At 68.7% G+C, this 18,210-nt stretch carries 14 protein-coding genes; 11 read left to right on the top strand and 3 right to left on the bottom strand.

Going from position 1 to position 18,210, the window contains the following annotated elements; translation table 11 throughout:
- Positions 1-21 precede the first annotated feature (21 nt).
- The 4 genes from AC1RJ5_RS00975 to copD all read left to right on the top strand — a co-directional run bounded on the left by AC1RJ5_RS00975 (position 22) and on the right by copD (position 5,646).
- Positions 22-1,149 carry an efflux RND transporter periplasmic adaptor subunit gene (locus AC1RJ5_RS00975; RefSeq protein ID WP_493111213.1) on the top strand — a complete coding sequence of 376 codons (1,128 nt, stop codon included), beginning with the start codon at positions 22-24 and terminating at the stop codon, positions 1,147-1,149.
- 2 nt (positions 1,150-1,151) lie between these two features.
- Positions 1,152-4,337, top strand: a complete 3,186-nt coding sequence (locus AC1RJ5_RS00980; protein ID WP_493111215.1) for an efflux RND transporter permease subunit — start codon at positions 1,152-1,154, stop codon at positions 4,335-4,337.
- Positions 4,338-4,403: 66 nt separating this feature from the next.
- Entirely contained in the window at positions 4,404-4,778 is a 375-nt protein-coding gene (gene copC, locus AC1RJ5_RS00985; protein WP_493111217.1) for a copper homeostasis periplasmic binding protein CopC, read from the top strand.
- A gap of 4 nt (positions 4,779-4,782) precedes the next feature.
- Positions 4,783-5,646 (top strand): copper homeostasis membrane protein CopD, encoded by an 864-nt coding sequence (gene copD, locus AC1RJ5_RS00990; protein ID WP_493111219.1) that lies wholly within the window; start codon positions 4,783-4,785, stop codon positions 5,644-5,646.
- A 68-nt stretch (positions 5,647-5,714) separates the two neighbouring features.
- Here copD and cueR read toward each other — a convergent pair whose 3' ends face one another.
- Both cueR and AC1RJ5_RS01000 read right to left on the bottom strand, forming a co-directional pair.
- Complete coding sequence (gene cueR / locus AC1RJ5_RS00995; protein WP_342250472.1) at positions 5,715-6,104, bottom strand: Cu(I)-responsive transcriptional regulator; 390 nt, start codon at positions 6,102-6,104, stop codon at positions 5,715-5,717.
- A gap of 16 nt (positions 6,105-6,120) precedes the next feature.
- The gene (locus AC1RJ5_RS01000) at positions 6,121-8,481 is read right to left on the bottom strand and encodes a heavy metal translocating P-type ATPase (RefSeq protein ID WP_493111222.1); all 2,361 of its coding nucleotides are present in this window, start codon (positions 8,479-8,481) and stop codon (positions 6,121-6,123) included.
- Between the two features lie 229 nt (positions 8,482-8,710).
- Here AC1RJ5_RS01000 and AC1RJ5_RS01005 point away from each other — a divergent pair, with 229 nt between their 5' ends.
- The 7 genes from AC1RJ5_RS01005 to AC1RJ5_RS01035 all read left to right on the top strand — a co-directional run bounded on the left by AC1RJ5_RS01005 (position 8,711) and on the right by AC1RJ5_RS01035 (position 16,847).
- Positions 8,711-8,980 carry a hypothetical protein gene (locus tag AC1RJ5_RS01005; protein ID WP_269575486.1) on the top strand — a complete coding sequence of 90 codons (270 nt, stop codon included), beginning with the start codon at positions 8,711-8,713 and terminating at the stop codon, positions 8,978-8,980.
- Positions 8,977-9,417 (top strand): Spy/CpxP family protein refolding chaperone, encoded by a 441-nt coding sequence (locus AC1RJ5_RS01010; RefSeq protein WP_269576463.1) that lies wholly within the window; start codon positions 8,977-8,979, stop codon positions 9,415-9,417. The genes AC1RJ5_RS01005 and AC1RJ5_RS01010 overlap by 4 nt, the downstream gene beginning before the upstream one ends.
- On the top strand, positions 9,414-9,980 hold the full coding sequence (locus tag AC1RJ5_RS01015) for an RNA polymerase sigma factor (RefSeq protein WP_342251565.1): 567 nt from the start codon (positions 9,414-9,416) through the stop codon (positions 9,978-9,980). Before AC1RJ5_RS01010 ends, AC1RJ5_RS01015 begins: the two co-directional genes overlap by 4 nt.
- Before the next feature lie 235 nt (positions 9,981-10,215).
- On the top strand, positions 10,216-11,889 hold the full coding sequence (locus AC1RJ5_RS01020; RefSeq protein ID WP_493114606.1) for a copper resistance system multicopper oxidase: 1,674 nt from the start codon (positions 10,216-10,218) through the stop codon (positions 11,887-11,889).
- Positions 11,886-12,815: a copper resistance protein B gene (locus tag AC1RJ5_RS01025; protein WP_493111225.1), complete on the top strand. Its 930-nt coding sequence runs from the start codon at positions 11,886-11,888 to the stop codon at positions 12,813-12,815. Before AC1RJ5_RS01020 ends, AC1RJ5_RS01025 begins: the two co-directional genes overlap by 4 nt.
- A 150-nt stretch (positions 12,816-12,965) precedes the next feature.
- On the top strand, positions 12,966-15,980 hold the full coding sequence (locus tag AC1RJ5_RS01030; RefSeq protein ID WP_493111227.1) for a TonB-dependent receptor: 3,015 nt from the start codon (positions 12,966-12,968) through the stop codon (positions 15,978-15,980).
- Positions 15,981-16,079: 99 nt separating this feature from the next.
- Positions 16,080-16,847, top strand: coding sequence for a DeoR/GlpR family DNA-binding transcription regulator (locus AC1RJ5_RS01035; RefSeq protein WP_342251569.1), 768 nt, complete (start codon positions 16,080-16,082; stop codon positions 16,845-16,847).
- Here the strand turns inward: AC1RJ5_RS01035 and AC1RJ5_RS01040 are convergent.
- Positions 16,805-18,160: a POT-type proton-dependent oligopeptide transporter gene (locus AC1RJ5_RS01040; protein WP_493111230.1), complete on the bottom strand. Its 1,356-nt coding sequence runs from the start codon at positions 18,158-18,160 to the stop codon at positions 16,805-16,807. The genes AC1RJ5_RS01035 and AC1RJ5_RS01040 overlap by 43 nt on opposite strands.
- Positions 18,161-18,210: the final 50 nt, after the last annotated feature.

The raw sequence follows: 18,210 nt of genomic DNA on the forward strand, positions 1-18,210 counted from the left end.
CCCTGTCAGGAGTTTTCGAGAATGAACCGAATTGCAGCGGCGCTTTGCGTCGCGACGCTCGTTGCCGGCTGCGGCAAGCCCGCGCCCGAGCCCGAGAAGGAAGCCGCCGAGGCGCATGCCGACGGCGCAATAACGCTTACCGCCGAACAGATCGCGGCGGCCAACATCACCCTTGCCCGGCCCGATCGCGCCGGCGCTGGCGCGGCGATCGAGGCGCCCGCGCTGATCGAGAGCGATCCCGATGCCACCCGCGTTGTGGCGGCGCCGCTCGAGGGGCGCGTCGTCTCGCTCACCCGCAACATCGGCGATCCGGTGCGGCGCGGCGACGTGCTGGCGGTGATCGAGAGCCGCGAGGCGGCGAACCTGCAGGCCGAGGTAGAGAAGGCGCGCAGCCGCCTGACCCTTGCCAGCGCCACGCTGGCACGCGACGAGGCGCTCTATGCGCGGGGCTTCCGCCCGCTGCGCGAAGTCGAGATATCGAAGGCCGCGCATGAACAGGCGGCGACCGACCTGCGGCTTGCCCGTCAGCGGGTTGCCGCCTCGGGCGTGCGGGGCGGTTCGCTCAACCGCATCGTCATCACCGCTCCGATCTCGGGGCGGGTGGTGGCTCGCACCGCGTCGCTGGGCCAGGTCTTCGCCGCCGACGCGGCCGAGACCGAGCTGTTCCGCATCGCGGCGCTCGATCGCCTGAATGTGGCCCTGTCGATCGCCGCCGCCGATGCCGCGCGCGTTCGTCCCGGTGAGACGATGGAAGTGACCGGCGCGGGGCGGATGGCGGTGGCGCGGGTGCGCCTGGTCTCGCCGGCGCTCGATCCGCAGACGCGGCTGGTGCGCGTGATCGCCGATCTCGACAACCGGCGCGGCCAGTGGCGTGTCGGCGAGCCGGTGCAGGCGCGGATCGCGATCGGCGGGGCGGGCAATGCGCCGCTGATGGTCCCTGCCACTGCGGTGCAGACGCTCGAGAACCGGCCTGTGCTGTTCGTTCGGACCGCGCAGGGCTTCCGGGTGGTGCCGGTCACGCTGGGCGCCCGCGACGGGGCGATGGTCGCGATCCTTTCGGGGATCTCCGGCGACGACCGGGTCGCGACGACCAATACCTTCACGCTCAAGGCCGAACTCGGCAAGGGCGAAGCGAGCCACGAGGACTGAGCATGATCGCCCGCATCACCAGCTGGGCGGTCGACAAGCGCTGGCTTGTCGTCCTGCTCACCGCCATCGCCGCGATCGTCGGCGCCTCCGCTTTGTACCGCTTGCCGATCGACGCGGTGCCGGACATCACCACCAACCAGGTCCAGATCAACGTTCGCGCGCCGGCGCTCTCCACCGAGCTGGTCGAGAAGCAGGTTGCCTTTCCGATCGAGACCGCGCTCGCAGGCATTCCCGGCCTCGAATATACCCGCTCGCTCAACCGCAACGGCTTTGCCCAGGTCACCGCGGTCTTCTCCGATGCGACCGACATCTATTTCGCCCGCGCCCAGGTGAACGAGCGGCTGGGCGGTATCGACGATGCCTTGCCGCCCGGCGTGCGGCCCGAGATGGGGCCGATCGCGACCGGGCTGGGCGAGGTCTATATGTGGACCGTCCGGCTCGATCATCGCAAGGAAGACACCCACAAGCCCGGCGAGCCCGGCATGCAGCCCGATGGCAGCTACATCACCCCGGAGGGCGAGCGGCTGGCCAGCGAGACCGAGAAGGCAACCTATCTGCGGACCGCGCAGGACTGGATCGTGGCGCCCTTGCTCAAGAACGTGCCGGGCCTTGCCGGGATCGACTCGATCGGCGGCTATGCCCGGCAATATCTGGTCGTGCCGGACGTGGCGAAGCTTGCCTCGCTCGGGCTGACGCTGACCGACCTCGCGACCGCGATCGAGCGCAACAACCTCAGCAGCGGCGGCGGCTCGATCGACCGGAACGGCGAGGGGCTGGCGGTGCGCGCCGATGCCCGGATCCGCAATGCCGCGGAACTCGCCCGGGTCGTGGTCGCGAGCCGTGGCGGCGTACCGATCACGCTCGAACAGGTCGCGAGCGTGCGGACCGGGCAGGCGGTGCGGATGGGGTCGGCGTCGGAGAACGGCACCGAGGTCGTGGTCGGCACCGCGATCATGCGGATCGGCGAGAACAGCCGGACCGTGGCGACTGCGGTGTCGGACAAGCTCGGGGCGATCAATGCCTCGCTGCCGCCCGACGTCGTCGTCCAGCCGGTGCTGGATCGCACCGCGCTGGTCAACGCGACGATCCAGACGGTGGGACGCAACCTGGGCGAGGGCGCGCTGCTGGTGATCGCGGTGCTGTTCCTGCTGCTGGGCAATTTCCGCGCGGCGCTGATCGCGGCGGCGGTGATCCCGGTGACGATGATGCTGACAGGCTTCGGCATGCTGCGCGTCGGTGTGTCGGCGAACCTGATGAGCCTGGGGGCGCTCGACTTCGGCCTGATCGTCGATGGCGCGGTGATCATCGTCGAGAATACGTTGCGCCGGCTGGCCGAGCGCCAGCATGATGCCGGGCGGCCGCTGCTGGAGAGCGAGCGGCTCGAGACCGTCTCCGAGGCGGCACGCGAGATGATCCGCCCCTCGGTCTATGGTCAGGCGATCATCATGCTCGTCTATGTGCCGTTGCTCACCCTGAGCGGGGTGGAGGGCAAGACCTTCGTCCCGATGGCGCTGACCGTGCTGATCGCGCTCGCCTGCGCCTTCATCCTATCGCTCACCTTCGTGCCGGCTGCGATTGCGATCTGGCTGTCGAAGCGGGTGGAGGAGAAGGAAGGTCGGATCCTTGGCTGGCTGCGCCGACGCTATCAGCCGGGGCTGGGCCGGGCGATGGCACATCCCCGCATCACCATCGGTGCGGCGCTGGCCAGTCTGGGCGTGGCGGCGCTGGCCTTTATTTCACTCGGCCAGGTGTTCCTGCCGCAGCTGGATGAAGGCGATCTGCTGATCCAGGCGTTGCGCATCCCGGCGACTTCGGTGCAGCAGAGCCAGGCTATGCAGGTGCCGATCGAGCGGCTGGTCGCGCGCCAGCCGGAAGTGAAGTTCGCCTTCTCCAAGACCGGCACGGCGGAGCTCGCCTCCGATCCGATGCCGCCCAACGCCACCGACATGTTCGTGATCCTCAAGCCGCGTGACCAATGGCCCGATCCTGGCCTCTCCAAGGAGGCGCTGGTCGAGCGGCTGGAGGGGCAGCTCGCGAAGATCCCGGGCAATGCCTATGAGATCACCCAGCCGATCCAGATGCGCTTCAATGAGCTGATCGCTGGGGTCCGCGGCGACATCGCGGTGAAGGTGTTCGGCGACGACTTCCCGGCGATGAACGCGACCGCCGAGCGCATCGCCGCGATCCTGCGCCAGACCCGGGGAGCGACCGATGTGAAGGTGGAGCAGACCGGCGGCCTGCCGATGCTCGACATCAGGGTCAATCGCGATGCGATGGCGCGGCTCGGCGTCACCGCGCAGGATGTGCAGGACACGATCGAGGCGACGCTGGGCGGGCGCGAGGCGGGGATGATCTTCGAGGGCGATCGCCGCTTCCCGGTGGTGCTGCGCCTGTCCGAGGAACAGCGCGGCGACTTCGAGGCGCTGCGGCAGGTGCCTGTGCCGGTGGCCGCAGGCGGGTTCGTGCCGCTCTCCAGCGTTGCCGAACTCGCGGTGGTCGACGGGCCTAACCAGATCAGCCGCGAGAATGGCAAGCGCCGGGTGGTGGTGCAGGCCAATGTGCGCGGGCGCGACGTGGGCGGCGTGGTGGCCGATGCCCAGGCGGCGGTGGCGCGCGAAGTGCGGTTGCCCCCCGGCAACTATCTGGAATGGGGCGGGCAATTCGAGAACCTGGCTGCCGCGAGCCAGAGGCTGGCGCTGGTCGTGCCGGCCTGTTTCGCGCTGATCCTGCTGTTGCTCTACGGCGCGCTGGGATCGATCCGGGATGCGGGAATCGTGTTCACCGGCGTGCCGCTGGCGCTGGTCGGCGGTGCGCTGGCGCTGGCGCTGCGGGGCATGGACTTTTCGATCTCGGCGGCGGTGGGGTTCATCGCACTGTCCGGCATCGCGGTGCTCAACGGGCTGGTGATGGTCTCCTCGATCCAGGACCTGGTCCGCTCCGGCATGGACCGGGTCGAGGCGGCGCGGGCCGGGGCGATGCAGCGGTTGCGGCCGGTGGTGATGACCGCGCTGGTCGCCAGCCTGGGCTTCGTGCCGATGGCGCTGGGGCATGGCGCGGGGGCGGAGGTGCAGAAGCCGGTCGCGACGGTGGTGATCGGCGGGTTGATCTCGGCGACCTTGCTCACCCTGTTCGTGCTGCCGACGCTCTATGCGCGCTTCGGACGGCCAAGGGCGAGCGAGGCGACATGAGGGGGCGGCGGTCGGGCTGCGTAAGGGATCGTGGCGGCGCTGGTGCCGCTGGCTGGAGACCCCTAGATGCGTAGCCTGATTTCCGCCCTTGCCGCCACCACCCTGATCGTCGCGGCGCCGGCGCTTGCCCATCCCAAGCTGCTCGCCTCGACCCCGGCGGCCAACGCCACCGTCAAGCCGCTGGCCAAGGTGGAGCTGTCCTTCTCCGAGGTGCTGGTCGCCCGGCTCTCGACCGCGCAGCTGGCAATGACCGCGATGCCTGGCATGGCCGACCACCCGGCGATGCCGATGCAGGGCCGGGTGGCGATCGGGCCGGACGGCAAGAGCCTGATCGTCACCTTTGCCCGGCCGCTGGCGGCGGGGAGCTACAGGCTGAGCTATCAGGTCGTTTCCGCCGACACCCACAAGGTGGAAGGCGCGATCGAATTCAAGGTCCGCTAAGCCCTTGGAAGCGCTCGCTATCTCGGTTCGCTTCCTGCTCTATCTCGACCTGATGGCGCTGTTCGGGCTGGGGGCCTTCGCCCTCCACGCCCTGCGCCGGGACGAGCGGGTTTCGGGGGCGGTGCTGCCGTTCAAGGCGCTGTTCCGGCTGACCGCGGGGCTGGGGCTGGCGCTCTCCCTGCTGGGGCTGGGGGTGCTGGTGGCGAGCCTTGGAGGGACCGGGTTGCTGGCCCCGGACCGCGAGGTGCTGGGGGCGGTGCTGTTCGGGATGAGCGGGGGGACGGCGTGGCTGGTGCGGGTGGCTGCGCTGGCCGTGGTCCTGCTGCTTGGGCGGGGAGGCTTGCCCTTGGGCGGGGTCGCGCTGGCGAGCCTGGCCTGGGGCGGGCACGGGGCGGCGGGGAGCTGGCTGCAGCTCGGCGCCGACATCGCCCATCTGCTGGCCGCCGGCATCTGGATCGGCGCGCTGATCGCCATGGTCTGGCTGGCCTGGCGGTCAAAGCAAGAAGCGGATTTATGGCGCCTGCACAGGGTGTTGCGGGGCTTTTCGGGCACCGGAACTGCGGTGGTCGGGGTGCTGATCGTGACCGGGATCGTCAACCTGATCGGGGTTACCGGAGGGGCGCTTCCGGGTGTGCTCTATGGAAGCCTGATATTGGCTAAGGTTGCGCTGTTCGGCCTTATGCTGGGGCTGGCCGCCGCCAACCGCTGGCGGCTGGTGCCGGGGTTCGAGAGGGCCATGGCAGAGGGGGATGCAGGGAGGGCATTGGGGCGCTTGCGGGCCAGCCTGGTGGTTGAGGCCGGGATCGGGGCGAGCATACTCCTGATCGTCGGCTGGGTTGGCACTCTTGATCCCTTTGGTCTCGGATAGTTGCACAAGGGTGCAACGACATTCGCCTTTTCAGTTCCCCGGCGAAAGCCGGGGAACCGCTAAGAAGCCTAGCCCCGTGCCAGCGACTCCAGGATCGGGCAATCGGGGCGGGCGTCGCCGTGGCAGCGGCCCGCCAGGTCGAGCAGGGTGCGGCGCATCGCCTCGAGCGCCTCGGCCTTGCGGCGCAGCTCTTCCGCCCGGGCGGTGGCCAGCGCCTTGACCTCGGCGCTGGAGCGGGCGCGGTCGTTCCACAGATCGAGCAGCTTTCCGATCTCGTCGATCGGGAAGCCGAGATCGCGGGCATTAGCGATGAAACGGAGCCTGTGAACATCGGCGTCCGAATAGTCCCGATAGCCGCTTTCCCGGCGCGAAGCCGCCGGGATCAGGCCGATCTTCTCATAGTGGCGGATCATCCGCTGGGAGACGCCGCTGGCCTGCGCGGCCTGGCCGATGTTCATCGTGCACTCCTTCGCGTTACAAATGGACCAGACGGAGACGGAGCGCGTTGCTGATGACGCTCACGGAAGAGAGCGCCATCGCCAGCGCCGCGATCGCCGGCGAGAGCAGGATGCCGGTGAACGGATAGAGCAGCCCCGCCGCGATCGGCACGCCCGCGATATTGTACGCGAACGCGAACACCAGGTTCTGGCGGATGTTGCGCATCACCGCGCGCGACAGGCGGCGGGCGCGGACCAGACCGTTCAGGTCGCCCTGAAGCAGGGTAACCCCCGCGCTCTCGATCGCGACGTCCGAACCTGCGCCCATCGCCACGCCGACTTCGGCGGCGGCGAGCGCGGGGGCGTCGTTCACGCCGTCGCCGGCCATCGCGACGGCGCGGCCTTCCGCCCGCAGCTTCTGGACGACTGCCGCCTTGTCCTCGGGCAGGACTTCGGCTTCGACCTCGTCGATGCCGATCTTCGCGGCGACCGCCAGCGCGGTGGTGCGGTTGTCGCCGGTCAGCATGACGACGCGGATGCCCTCGGCCTTGAGGGCGCGGACCGCTTCGGGGGTGCTGGCCTTGATCGGATCGGAGACGCCGATGAGGCCGGCGAGCGCGCCGTCGATCACGACGAAGATCGCGGTGCCGCCTTCGCCGCGCAGCGCCTCGGCCGGATCGGCGAGACTGGCGAGATCGATGCCGTTCTCGCGCATCAGACGGGGGCCGCCGAGCAGGAGCGCGTGGCCCTCGATCGTGCCGGTTACGCCGCGACCGATCGGGGCGTCGAAATCGGTGACTTCGGCGAGGGGGAGGCCACGATCGGTTGCGGCGCGGACGATCGCTTCGCCGAGCGGATGCTGGCTGGCGCGCTCGACACTGGCGGCGAGGCGGAGCAGCTCGGCTTCGTCCTGGCCGGGGGCGGGGCGGACCAGCGTGACTGCCGGGCGGCCTTCGGTGAGGGTGCCGGTCTTGTCGACGATCAGCGTGTCGATCTTCTCGAACCGCTCCAGCGCTTCGGCATTCTTGATGAGTACGCCGGCCTGGGCGCCGCGACCGACGCCGACCATGATCGACATCGGGGTGGCGAGACCGAGCGCGCAGGGGCAGGCGATGATGAGGACCGAGACGGCGGCGACCAGCGCATAGGCGAAGCGCGGCTCGGGGCCGACCAGCGCCCAGGCGAGCGCGGCGGCGAGGGCTACGGCGATGACGGTGGGGACGAACCAGGCCGAGACCTTGTCGGCCATGCGCTGGATCGGCGCGCGGCTGCGCTGCGCCTCGGCGACCATCTGGACGATGCGGGCGAGGAGGGTGTCGGCACCCACCTTGTCGGCGCGCATGACGAAGGCGCCGGTGGTGTTGAGCGAGCCTGCGATAATCTGGGCGCCGGGCTCCTTGGTGACGGGCATCGACTCGCCGGTGACCAGCGATTCATCGATCGCGACGCGGCCTTCGAGCAGTTCGCCATCGACCGGCACCTTCTCGCCGGGGCGGACGCGGAGCCGGTCGCCGACCTGGATCAGGTCGAGCGTGACTTCCTCGTCGCTGCCATCGTCGCGGAGGCGGCGCGCGGTGCGCGGGGCGAGATCGAGCAAAGCCTTGATCGCGCCCGAGGTGCGGTCGCGGGCGCGCAGTTCCAGCACCTGGCCGAGCAGGACGAGGACGGTGATGACCGCGGCGGCCTCGAAATAGACCGGGACGGCGCCATCATGCCCGCGGAACGCGTCGGGGAAGATGCCGGGGGCCAGCACCGCCACGACGCTATAGGCATAGGCGACGCTCACCCCCATCGCGATCAGGGTGAACATGTTGAGGTTGCGCGTGCGGAGCGAGGCCCAGCCGCGCTCGAAGAAGGGCCAGCCCGCCCAGAGCACGACCGGAGTGGCGAGGGCGAACTGGATCCAGTTGGACAGCTGCTGGCCGATCGCCATGGTCAGGCCGAACAAATGGCCGCCCATTTCGAGGACGAAGACGGGGAGGGCGAGCGCGAGGCCGAACCGGAAGCGCCGGGTCATGTCGGCCAGCTCGGGATTGGGGCCGCTGTCGAGCGTGATCGTCTCCGGCTCGAGCGCCATGCCGCAGATCGGGCAGGAGCCGGGGCCGACCTGGCGGATCTCGGGGTGCATCGGGCAGGTGTAGATCGTGCCGGCCGGGGCTTCCGGTTGCGGTTGGGGAGAAAGGTAGCGCTCGGGATCGGCGAGGAACTTCGAGCGGCAGCCGGCGCTGCAGAAATGGAATTCCGCGTCGTGGTGGAAAGCGTGGTGCGGGGTGGTTTCGGGATCGACGGTCATGCCGCAGACCGGGTCCTTCACGGTGTCGGGCTGGGCGTGGGCGCTGCCGCAACAGGCGTGGTGCTGGTGGTCGTGGCTGGCATCGTGGTGGGTGTGGCTTGGCATGACGTTCCTCCGATGCCGGGCTATGTAGAGGTTGACATCATGTCAGGGTCAAGGGGTGGTTTTGGGGGAGTCATGCGACGCGTACTTCGCTTCCCCGGCTTTCGCCGGGGAGCGGTATGGGTGAATTCGGCAATCCTCCCCCTGTGGGGGGAGGATTTGGGAATTTTTCGCTTTGCTTTGAGGGCAGGCGGCGCGCAGTGCGTAAGGGGCTGGGGAGAAGGCCAGGACTATGGGTGACGATCTGGACGAAATGCTCGGGCGGCTGGCGGCGCGGCCGGTGCATCCGGGGCTGGAGGATATGTCGGCGTCGGTGCTCGACCGGATCGCCGCGCCCCGGCCGCGGCAGGACCGCTTCGCGGTGACCGGCGCGCTGGCGGCAGTGCTGGCGGTGGGCATGGGCCTGGGCGGCAGCTGGGCGATGCAGGCGCCGGCGCACAAGGTCGCGACCTTCGACAGCAGCCTGGCGCTGGCGCCCTCGACCCTGCTGGGCGGCAGCTGATGGGCGCGCGGCGGGTATTGCTGATCGCGCTGATCGCCTTCGTCGCGGCGCTGGGCGGCGTGGCGGCGGGGCGGTTCCTGTGGCCGGCGGCGCAGCCGCCGGGCGGCGAGTTGCATGCGCTGCTCCATTCGGGGCTCGACCTCGATGCCGCGCAGCATGCGAAGATCGAGACGCTGGAGCGGCAGTTCGCGCTGCGCAAGCAGGCGCTGGAGATGGCGCAGCGCGCCGACAATGCCCGGCTGGCCGCGGCGATCGAGAGCGAGCATTCGGCCGGGCCGGACGTGCGCGCGGCCGTCGACCATATCCATGTGACGATGGGCGAGATGCAGAAGGAGACGCTGGCGCATATCTTCGCGATGCGCGCGGTGCTGCGTCCCGACCAGGCGGCGAAGTTCGACAAGGCGGTGGTGAAGGCGCTGACCGCCGAGACCCGGTGAGCCTGGATTTCGCCAGCCTGAGCGACGGCGAGCTTGCCGCGCTGAGCCTGGCCGGGCGGACGGCGGCGTTCGCCGAGATATTGCAGCGGCACCGCGAGGCGATCTACCGGATCGTGGCGGGGTCGATCGGCGATCCCGACGAGGCGCTCGACCTGGTGCAGGAGACGTTCCTGGCCGCGCATGGCGCGCTGCGCCGCTATGATCCGGCGCGGCCGATGCGGGCCTGGCTGACCACGATCGCGATCAACAAGTGCCGGGACTGGGGCAGGCGGCGCGCGGTGCGTCGGCTGATCGCCTTTGCCTTGCCGATCGACGATGCGGCCGAGCGCGTGGCGGAGGACCGGCCCGGGCATGATGTCGAGATCGCCGATCGTGAGGCGCTGGCACGGACGTCGCGGGCGATCGCTGGGCTGCCTTCCTCGTTGCGCGAGGTGATCGTGCTGCGGACGATCGAAGGGCTGTCGCAGGCCGAGACGGCGGCGGCGCTGGGGGTCAGCGAGAAGGCGGTGGAGACGCGGCTGCGGCGGGCGCGGATACGGCTGGGGGAGGTTTTGGGTTCGTGAATTCCCCTCCCTGGAAGGGAGGGGTTAGGGGTGGGTGGATGACCGCGAGATAGCTCGTGTTAGGCGAGCCTCATCCGTATCGCCAGGCCGCCACCCACCCCCGGCCCCTCCCTTCCAGGGAGGGGAGCGAAAAATCGCATGCCGCGGGAGGGCAATCCCGATCTCCCGCGTAACTCCGGGTAAGCGCGGTTCTCGCGCATGGGAGATAGACGTGTTGGATCGGCGGCAGTTGTTGATGGCCGGGGGCGGGGTGGCGCTGGGGGGCTGGTTCCCGGCCTGGGCGCAGAGCAACACACCGGGCGCACTGCCCGAGGTCTCCGGCGAGGACATCCACCTCCGCATCGCCCACCAGATGCTCAGCGTCGACGGGCGCGAGAGCCATGCGATCGGGATCAACGGCACCGTGCCGGGCCCGTTGCTGCGGTTGCGCGAGGGGCAGAAGCTGCGCGTGCATGTCGAGAATGCGCTCGACGAGGACAGCTCGATCCATTGGCACGGGCTGCTGCTGCCCTTCCAGATGGACGGAGTGCCCGGGATTTCCTTTCCGGGGATCAAGCCGCGGTCGCGCTTTATGTACGAGTTCCCGGTCGTGCAGGCGGGGACATACTGGTATCACAGCCATTCGGGGCTGCAGGAGCAGGTCGGGCTGTTCGGGCCGATCGTGATCGCGCCGCGCGACGCCGACCCGGTGCGCTTCGATCGCGAGCATGTCGTGATGCTGTCCGATCACAGCCCGCTGCATCCGCATGCGATCTTCCGCAAGCTCAAGCAGCAGCCGGGCTATTTCAACCGGCAGAAGCAGACGCTCACCGGCGCCGGAGGACAGACGGCGAAGGACCGGTTCGACTGGGGCGGGATGCGGATGGACCCGACCGACATCTCCGACGTGACCGGATCGACCTATAGCTATCTGGTCAACGGGCATGGGCCGAAGGACAATTGGACGGCCTTGTTCCGGCCGGGCGAGCGGGTGCGGCTGCGGATCATCAATGCCTCGGCGATGACGATCTTCAATGTGCGCATCCCGGGGCTGAAGCTGACGATCGTCGCGGCGGACGGGATGAACGTGCGGCCGGTGGCGGTGGACGAGTTCCAGATCACCGTGGCCGAGACCTATGACGTGATCGTCGAGCCGGAGGACCGGGCGTACACGCTCGTCTCCGAGGCGGTGGATCGCTCGGGCATGGGCCGGGCGACGCTGGCGCCGCGGGCGGGGATGGTTGCCGAAGTGCCGGCGCTGCGGGCGCGGCCGATCGCGACGATGAAGGACATGGGGATGGACATGTCCGGCATGGACCACGGCGCGATGGGCGGCATGGCCGACATGCCGGGCATGGATCACGGATCGATGAGCATGAAGATGCGCGATCCGGCCAATGCGCCGCAGGTGACGATGGGGCCGGGGGTGCAGACGATCGCGCCGATGCCGGTCGACCGCACCGGCGAGCCGGGGCAGGGACTGGGCGATGTCGGGCACAGGGTGCTGGTCTATCGCGATCTCGTCGCGCTGGAGCGCAATCCCGATGTACGGGCGCCGGGGCGCGAGATGGAAGTGCACCTGACCGGCAATATGGAGCGCTTCATGTGGGCGTTCGATGGGGTGAAATTCTCCGACGCGAAGGTGCCGCTGGCGTTCGAGACGGGCGAGCGGGTGCGGGTGACGCTGATCAACGACACGATGATGGCGCATCCGATCCATCTGCACGGCCATTTCTTCGAGCTGGTGACCGGGCATGGCGATCATGCGCCGCGCAAGCACACGGTCAATGTCGCGCCGGGGGGCAAGGTGAGCTGGGACGTCACCGCCGAGCCGGGCGACTGGGCGTTCCACTGCCATCTGCTCTACCATATGCATGCCGGGATGATGCAGACCGTCCAGGTCCGCCCGCTCGCGGGGGACGCGGCATGAAGGCGCGGTGGCTGACGGGCGCGGCGGCGCTGGTGCTGGCGGTGCCGGCGATCGCGCAGGACCATAAGGGGCATGACATGTCGTCGATGCCGATGCCCGCGCCCACTCCCACGCCTGCGCCGGCCGATCCGCATGCCGGGCATGACATGGCGGGCGAGGGGGGGAAGGTTGGGACCGACCTGCCGGCGGGCAATGCGACCGCGCCCGCTCCGGTGCCGGGGCGCGCGGCGGACCGCTTCTGGGGGGCGGAGGCCATGGCCGCGTCCCAGCGCGCGGTGCGGATGGAGCATGGCGGGATGCAGCTGAGCAAGGTCATGCTCGATCTGGCCGAGGTGCAGGTGCGGAGCGGTGAGACCGGCTATCGCTGGCAGGGCGAGGCCTGGTGGGGTGGCGACATCAACCGGCTGTGGGTCAAGTCGCAGGGCGAGGGCGTGTTCCGCAAGGGCATCGACGGCGCCGAGGTGCAAGCGCTCTATGGCCGGGCGATCGATCCGTACTGGAACCTGCAGGCGGGCGTGCGGCAGGACGTGGGGCGCGGGCCGCGGCGGACCTGGGCGGTGCTCGCGGTCGAGGGGCTGGCGCCGTACTGGTTCGACCTGGAGGGTTCGGTGTTCCTCTCGGACAAGGGCGATGTGCGCGCCCGGGTCGAGGGGAGCTACGACCAGCGGATCACCCAGAGCCTGATCCTCCAGCCGCGCGCGGAGCTCAACCTGTCGGCGCAGGACATGAAGGCGAACGGGGTGGGCGCGGGGCTGTCTAGCGCCGAACTGGGGCTGCGGCTGCGCTACGAGCGGGTGCGCGAGTTCGCACCCTATATCGGCGTGAGCTGGGAGCGGAGCTTGGGGCTGACCGCCGACTATGCGCGGGCGCGCGGCGACGGGACGGGCGGGGCGAGCTTCGTCGCGGGCGTGCGGGCCTGGTTCTGAGGAGACCCGGCGCACCCAAATACCGGCCTGTGGGATTTTTGTGCGTTTAATGCCCGATTGTCACAAAATATCCACGCAGCGCGCCTAGTGCCCCGGCTGCGGCACGGTAACCCGCCGGTCGCAGCAATTTCGATCACCATTGGGGGTCCCATGCTCGCCCATACGCGACTTTCGTCGCGCGCAGTCCTGCGCGCGCTGTTGATGCTCAGCACCACGGCTCCGGCCGTGATCCTCGCCGCTCCGTCCGCCCATGCGCAGGACTATACCAACATCGCCGCATCGGGCCGGGTGACCGCCGAGGACGGCACGCCGCTCGCCGGCGCCGAAGTGAAGATCACCTCGTCGGACAAGGGCGTCAGCCGCACGGTCACCACCGACAGCTCGGGCGCCTACACCTTCCCGCAGCTCACCCCGGGTAACTACGACTTCACCGTCACCGCCCAGGGCTATGCGACCTACACCGAGAACGCGATCGCGCTGACCCGCGAGACCGGCGGCGCCAACAGCTTCCGCCTCGCCCCGGCGAGCCAGGACGGCAACGAGATCGTCGTCAACGGATCGCGCCAGCGCACCGCGGACTTCCAGGACACCACCGTCGGTGCGACGATCAACCTCGCCTCGCTCACCCAGCGCGTGCCGATCGGCCGCTCGCTGCGCGACGTGATGCTGCTGACCCCGGGCACCGTGCAGGGCAGCTCGCCCTCGAACGGCGGCTTCGCCAACCAGGTCTCGGTCGCCGGCGCGGCATTCACCGAGAACGCCTTCTTCATCAACGGCCTGAACGTCACCGACTTCGTCTCGGGCGGCCAGCCGACCGAAGTACCGTTCGACTTCTACGAGACGGTGGAAGTGAAGACCGGCGGCGCCCCGGCCGAGTTCGGCCGCGCGACCGGCGGCTATGTCGTCGCCACCACCAAGTCGGGCTCGAACCAATATCATGCCAGCGTGACCGGCATCTGGGAGCCGAACGACCTGCGCAGCACTTCGCCCTCGACCCGCACCACCGACTATCGCCACGCGACGGCGAGCCGGCAGGAGCTGATCTTCCAGGCGAGCGGGCCGATCATCAAGGATCACCTGTTCGTCTACGGCCTCTACAATTTCCGCAACATCCGCTCGATGACGCCCTCGGCGAACCAGAACAACGCGACCAGCGTGGTCAACACCAGCCCGTTCTGGGGCGGCAAGGTCGATGCGTACATCACCGGCGACCACCACCTTGAGTTCACCTATTTCGACACCACCAACGACACCCGCAACCGCAGCCAGAACTGGGATCGCACCAATTTCACGCTGGGCGGCAAGACCGGCGGCACCGATGCTCGCTCGGGCGGCGCCAACTATGTTGGCCGCTACACCGGCACGATCACGCCCTGGCTGACCGTGTCGGGCGCCTACGGCGTCAACAAGCTGCGCTCGGGCAACGTGCCGCTCGACATCACCAACCCGCAGGTGACCGATTACCGCACGGATCCGGCCGGCATCCAGATCGGCGCCAACAAGGTGACCGACGCCTACAGCAAGACCGACAATGAGCGCGAATTCTATCGCGGCGATGTCGACCTGCAGTTCCACCTGCTCGGCAGCCACCATGTCCGCATCGGCTATGACCATGAGAAGGACACGCAGCAGCAGACCTTCGAGACGATCGGCGGCGGTGCGTACAAGATCTACACCGTCACCGCGGAATCGGCGGCGCGGATCGGCCAGGCGGTCGGCACGCAATATTACACCACCCGCGTCTATGCGCAGAACGGCACCGCGCACGTGCGCAACGAAGCCTTCTACATCCAGGACCAGTGGTCGCTGTTCGACAACCGGTTGCGCCTCGACCTCGGCCTGCGCAACGACCGCTTCAGCAACCAGGGCGTGAACGGCAAGTCGTTCTTCGAATCGGGCAACCTCTGGGCACCGCGCGTCGGCGCCTCGTTCGATCCGCTGGGCGACGGGCGCACCAAGATCTTCGGATCCTATGCGCAGTACTACCTGCCGATGGCCGGCGACCTCAACCTGAACGTCGCGGGGAGCCTGATCACCTATACCCGCTACAACCTGTTCACCGGCACCAGCGGCGCGGGCAATGTGCCCAACGCGGGCGCGGCGATCCTGACGGTGGCCAACACCACGGCATGCCCGGACACCAAGGTGAAGAATTGCGAAGTCTCGGCCGATGGCTCGGCGTTCAACCCCTCGGGCGCGATCGCGAGCAACATCAAGCCGCAGTCGGACAATGAGTTCATCTTCGGCGCCGAGCACCAGTTCGCCGACCATGTCCGCATCGGCGCCTATTTTACCCATCGCCGGCTCAAGGACGTGATCGAGGACATCTCGGTCGACATCGGCGCCCGCGCCTATTGCATGACCAAGGGCTTCACCGCGGCGCAGTGCCAGGCGTCGTTCCCGGGCGGCCGCCAGTTCGTCATCGCCAATCCGGGCCGCGACGTGACCGTGCAGCTCGCTTCGCTGCCGGACGGCTCGACCCCGACGGTGACGCTGAAGGCATCCGACCTCGGCTATCCCAAGCCGAGCCGCAACTATGACGCCGTGACGCTCACCTTCGATCGCACCTTCGACAAGAAGTGGAGCCTTTCGGCCTCGTACACGCTCGCGTTCAACAAGGGCAATTATGAGGGCGGCGTCCGCTCGGAGAACGGCCAGCTCGCGATCAACCGCACCGCGGACTTCGACTCGCCGGGCTTCGTCAACGGCGCCTATGGCTATCTGCCGAGCGATCGCCGGCACAACTTCAAGGCCTATGGCAGCTACCGCCTCAACGACATGATCGACCTTGGCGCCAATGCCGTGGTCCAGTCGCCGCAGCATTACAGCTGCATCGGCGCGGTGCCGCTGAGCGTCGACGCCTATGCCAACACCTATCGCGGCTATGGCTATTACTGCCAGGGCAAGCTGATCCCGCGCGGGACCGCGTTCAACGGCGACTGGCGCACCCAGATCGACGTCAGCGCGTCGCTCCGCCTGCCGCTGCCGTACAGCGTGGATGCGTCGATCCGCATCGACATCTTCAACCTGCTGAACAGCAAGTCGGTGACGTCGTACAACAATTTCGGCGAGCAGGGGGATGGCTCGACCAACCCCGACTATCGCTCGCCGGTCAACTACCAGGCGCCGCGCTCGATGCGGCTTACTGCCCGCCTCGGCTTCTGAGGTGGTTCGCCGGGGCCGGTTTCACGCCGGCCCCGGCATTCCTGCTTGCAAATTACCGGGTGCCCAGCATGTCTCTCCGCGCAACCAGCGGAGACAGCGATGGAGGGAGCGATAGAGAAGAGGTCACAGCGCCAGCGCGAGATCATCTCGCGGCTGCGCAGCGGACGAACCCTGTCGGTGACGGCGCTGGCAACGGATCTCGCGGTGTCGGACGAGACGATCCGCCGTGAGCTGCGCGCGCTCGAGGATCAGGGTGTCATCATCCGCGAACATGGCGGCGCGCGTATCGCCGCGCCAGTGCTCGAAGGGCCGCTCCACCAGCGGATGGAGGAGAATGCCGATGCCAAGCAGCGCATCGCAGCGGTCGCGGCCGAGTTCGTGCCCGATGGCGGGATCGTGTTCATCGATTCCGGCACGACGAGCTGCTTTATCGCGCGCCAGCTGGTCGAGCGGCGCTCGCTCACGGTCATCACCAACTCGCTGCGCGTGGCGAACGACCTGGGCGGGATCAACAACAACCGGCTTTTCCTGGCCGGGGGGCAGATGGATTACGACTATCGCGCCTTTTCCGATCACAGCGCGCAGGACTATGTGCGCGGCTTCTCGCCGCATCTCTCGATCCTGTCGGTCGGCGGGATCAGCATCGAGCGCGGGCTGATGGACTTCCATCCGGGCGAGGCCGAGATGAGCCGGATCGCCTATGCGACCTCCAAGCGCGTGCTGCTGGCGGCGGACTCGTCGAAGTTCGGCCGCTATGCGCTGGTACAGACCGCGGCGCTGACCGATGTCGACATCCTGGTGACCGACCGGCCGCTCGACAGCGACTATGCCAGGGCCTTTGCGCATGCCGAGGTGGTGGTCGCCTGACGGGCGCGGACGGCGCGTAGCAGCGGCAGGCCGGCGGCGAGCATGAGCAGCGCCCCGGCCGCCGCGACGCCAGCGTGGAGCAGCCAGAACTGGCCCGCGGGCATCCGCTCGTAGAACACGCCGCTGAACCCTACCCACAGGCTGGCGAAGAAGCCGTGGAGATAGAAGAGCCCCATCCATAGCCCGACCAGCCGGCCCGGCGCGATCTCGGCGATCAGGCTGAGGCCCGAGGGCCAGATCAGCACGATCGCCATGTCGATCAGCAGCAGATAGGCGAGCGCCCAGGCCAGGGGCATAGCGCCGCCGGTCAGGGTGGTGCCGAGGGCGAGGACGAGATAGCCCGCCGCGCAGAACAGACAGCCGATCAGGATCTGGGTGGCGGCGCTGATCGTGATCCCGCCGCGCTCAAGCATTCGCATCGCCAGTTGCGACACCGCGATCAGCGCGAGGGTGAAGGCGCCGTCGAGCGAGAGGAACCAGGCGACGGGCATCGCCCAGCTGCCCAGCCTGAGGTCGAGATGTGCGCGGGCCCAGACCAGGAAGATGTTGCTGAGCTGCTCATAGGCCGAATAGCAGAGATAGATCGCGGTCAGGGCGACGATCAGCAGCGCGGTGGCGGCGAGCGGGCCGGCTTTCGTGCCGGTGGCGGCGTGCGCCCTGGCATGGACGGGCTCGGTGCCGTTGCGGGCGTAGAAGACCAGGCCGACCAGCAGCGCCAATGCCGCCGCGCCGATCGCATAGGCCGGGCCGGCAAGGGCGGCGAGCGTGCCGCAGACCAGGGGCCCGCAGATGATCCCGGCGTTGAGGAAGCCGAGATAGAGCGCATAGCCGCGCCGGCGCTGCGCCTCGTCCTCGAACAGCAGCCCGACCTGGGCGGACAGGTTGCCCTTGAGCAGGCCGGTGCCGATCGCGAAGGGGACCAGGCCGATCAGGAAGCTCCGGTTGCTCAGCATAAGCATCAGCCCGAGCAGCATCAGCGCGCCGCCGCCCGCCACCATCCGCCGCCGGCTGCCGACCAGGTCGCCGACCAGCCCGCCGAGCGGGATCGAGAGATAGATCAGCGCATTGGCATAGCCATAGAGCTGCGAGGCGAGCCCGGTGGTCGAGACCGGGCCGAAGAGCGCGGTGCTGGCGTCGCGGACGGCGGCGGCGCCGAGGATGCGCGAGAGATCGCCGGCGAGGACGTGATCGACCAGGATCAGCACGAGCAGCGACTTCATGCCGGACATGGCGAAGCGCTCCCAGAACTCCATCGCCGCGAGGACGAGGAAGCGGGGGCTCAGCAGTTTGTCCGTTGCAGCGCCCGATTCCATCTCGCCCGCCTTTGTCCGGCGGTGCTGCTAGGGGCGGTTCGCAACAGGGT

The organism is Sphingomonas sp. GW822-FHT03G08 (assembly GCF_058801135.1).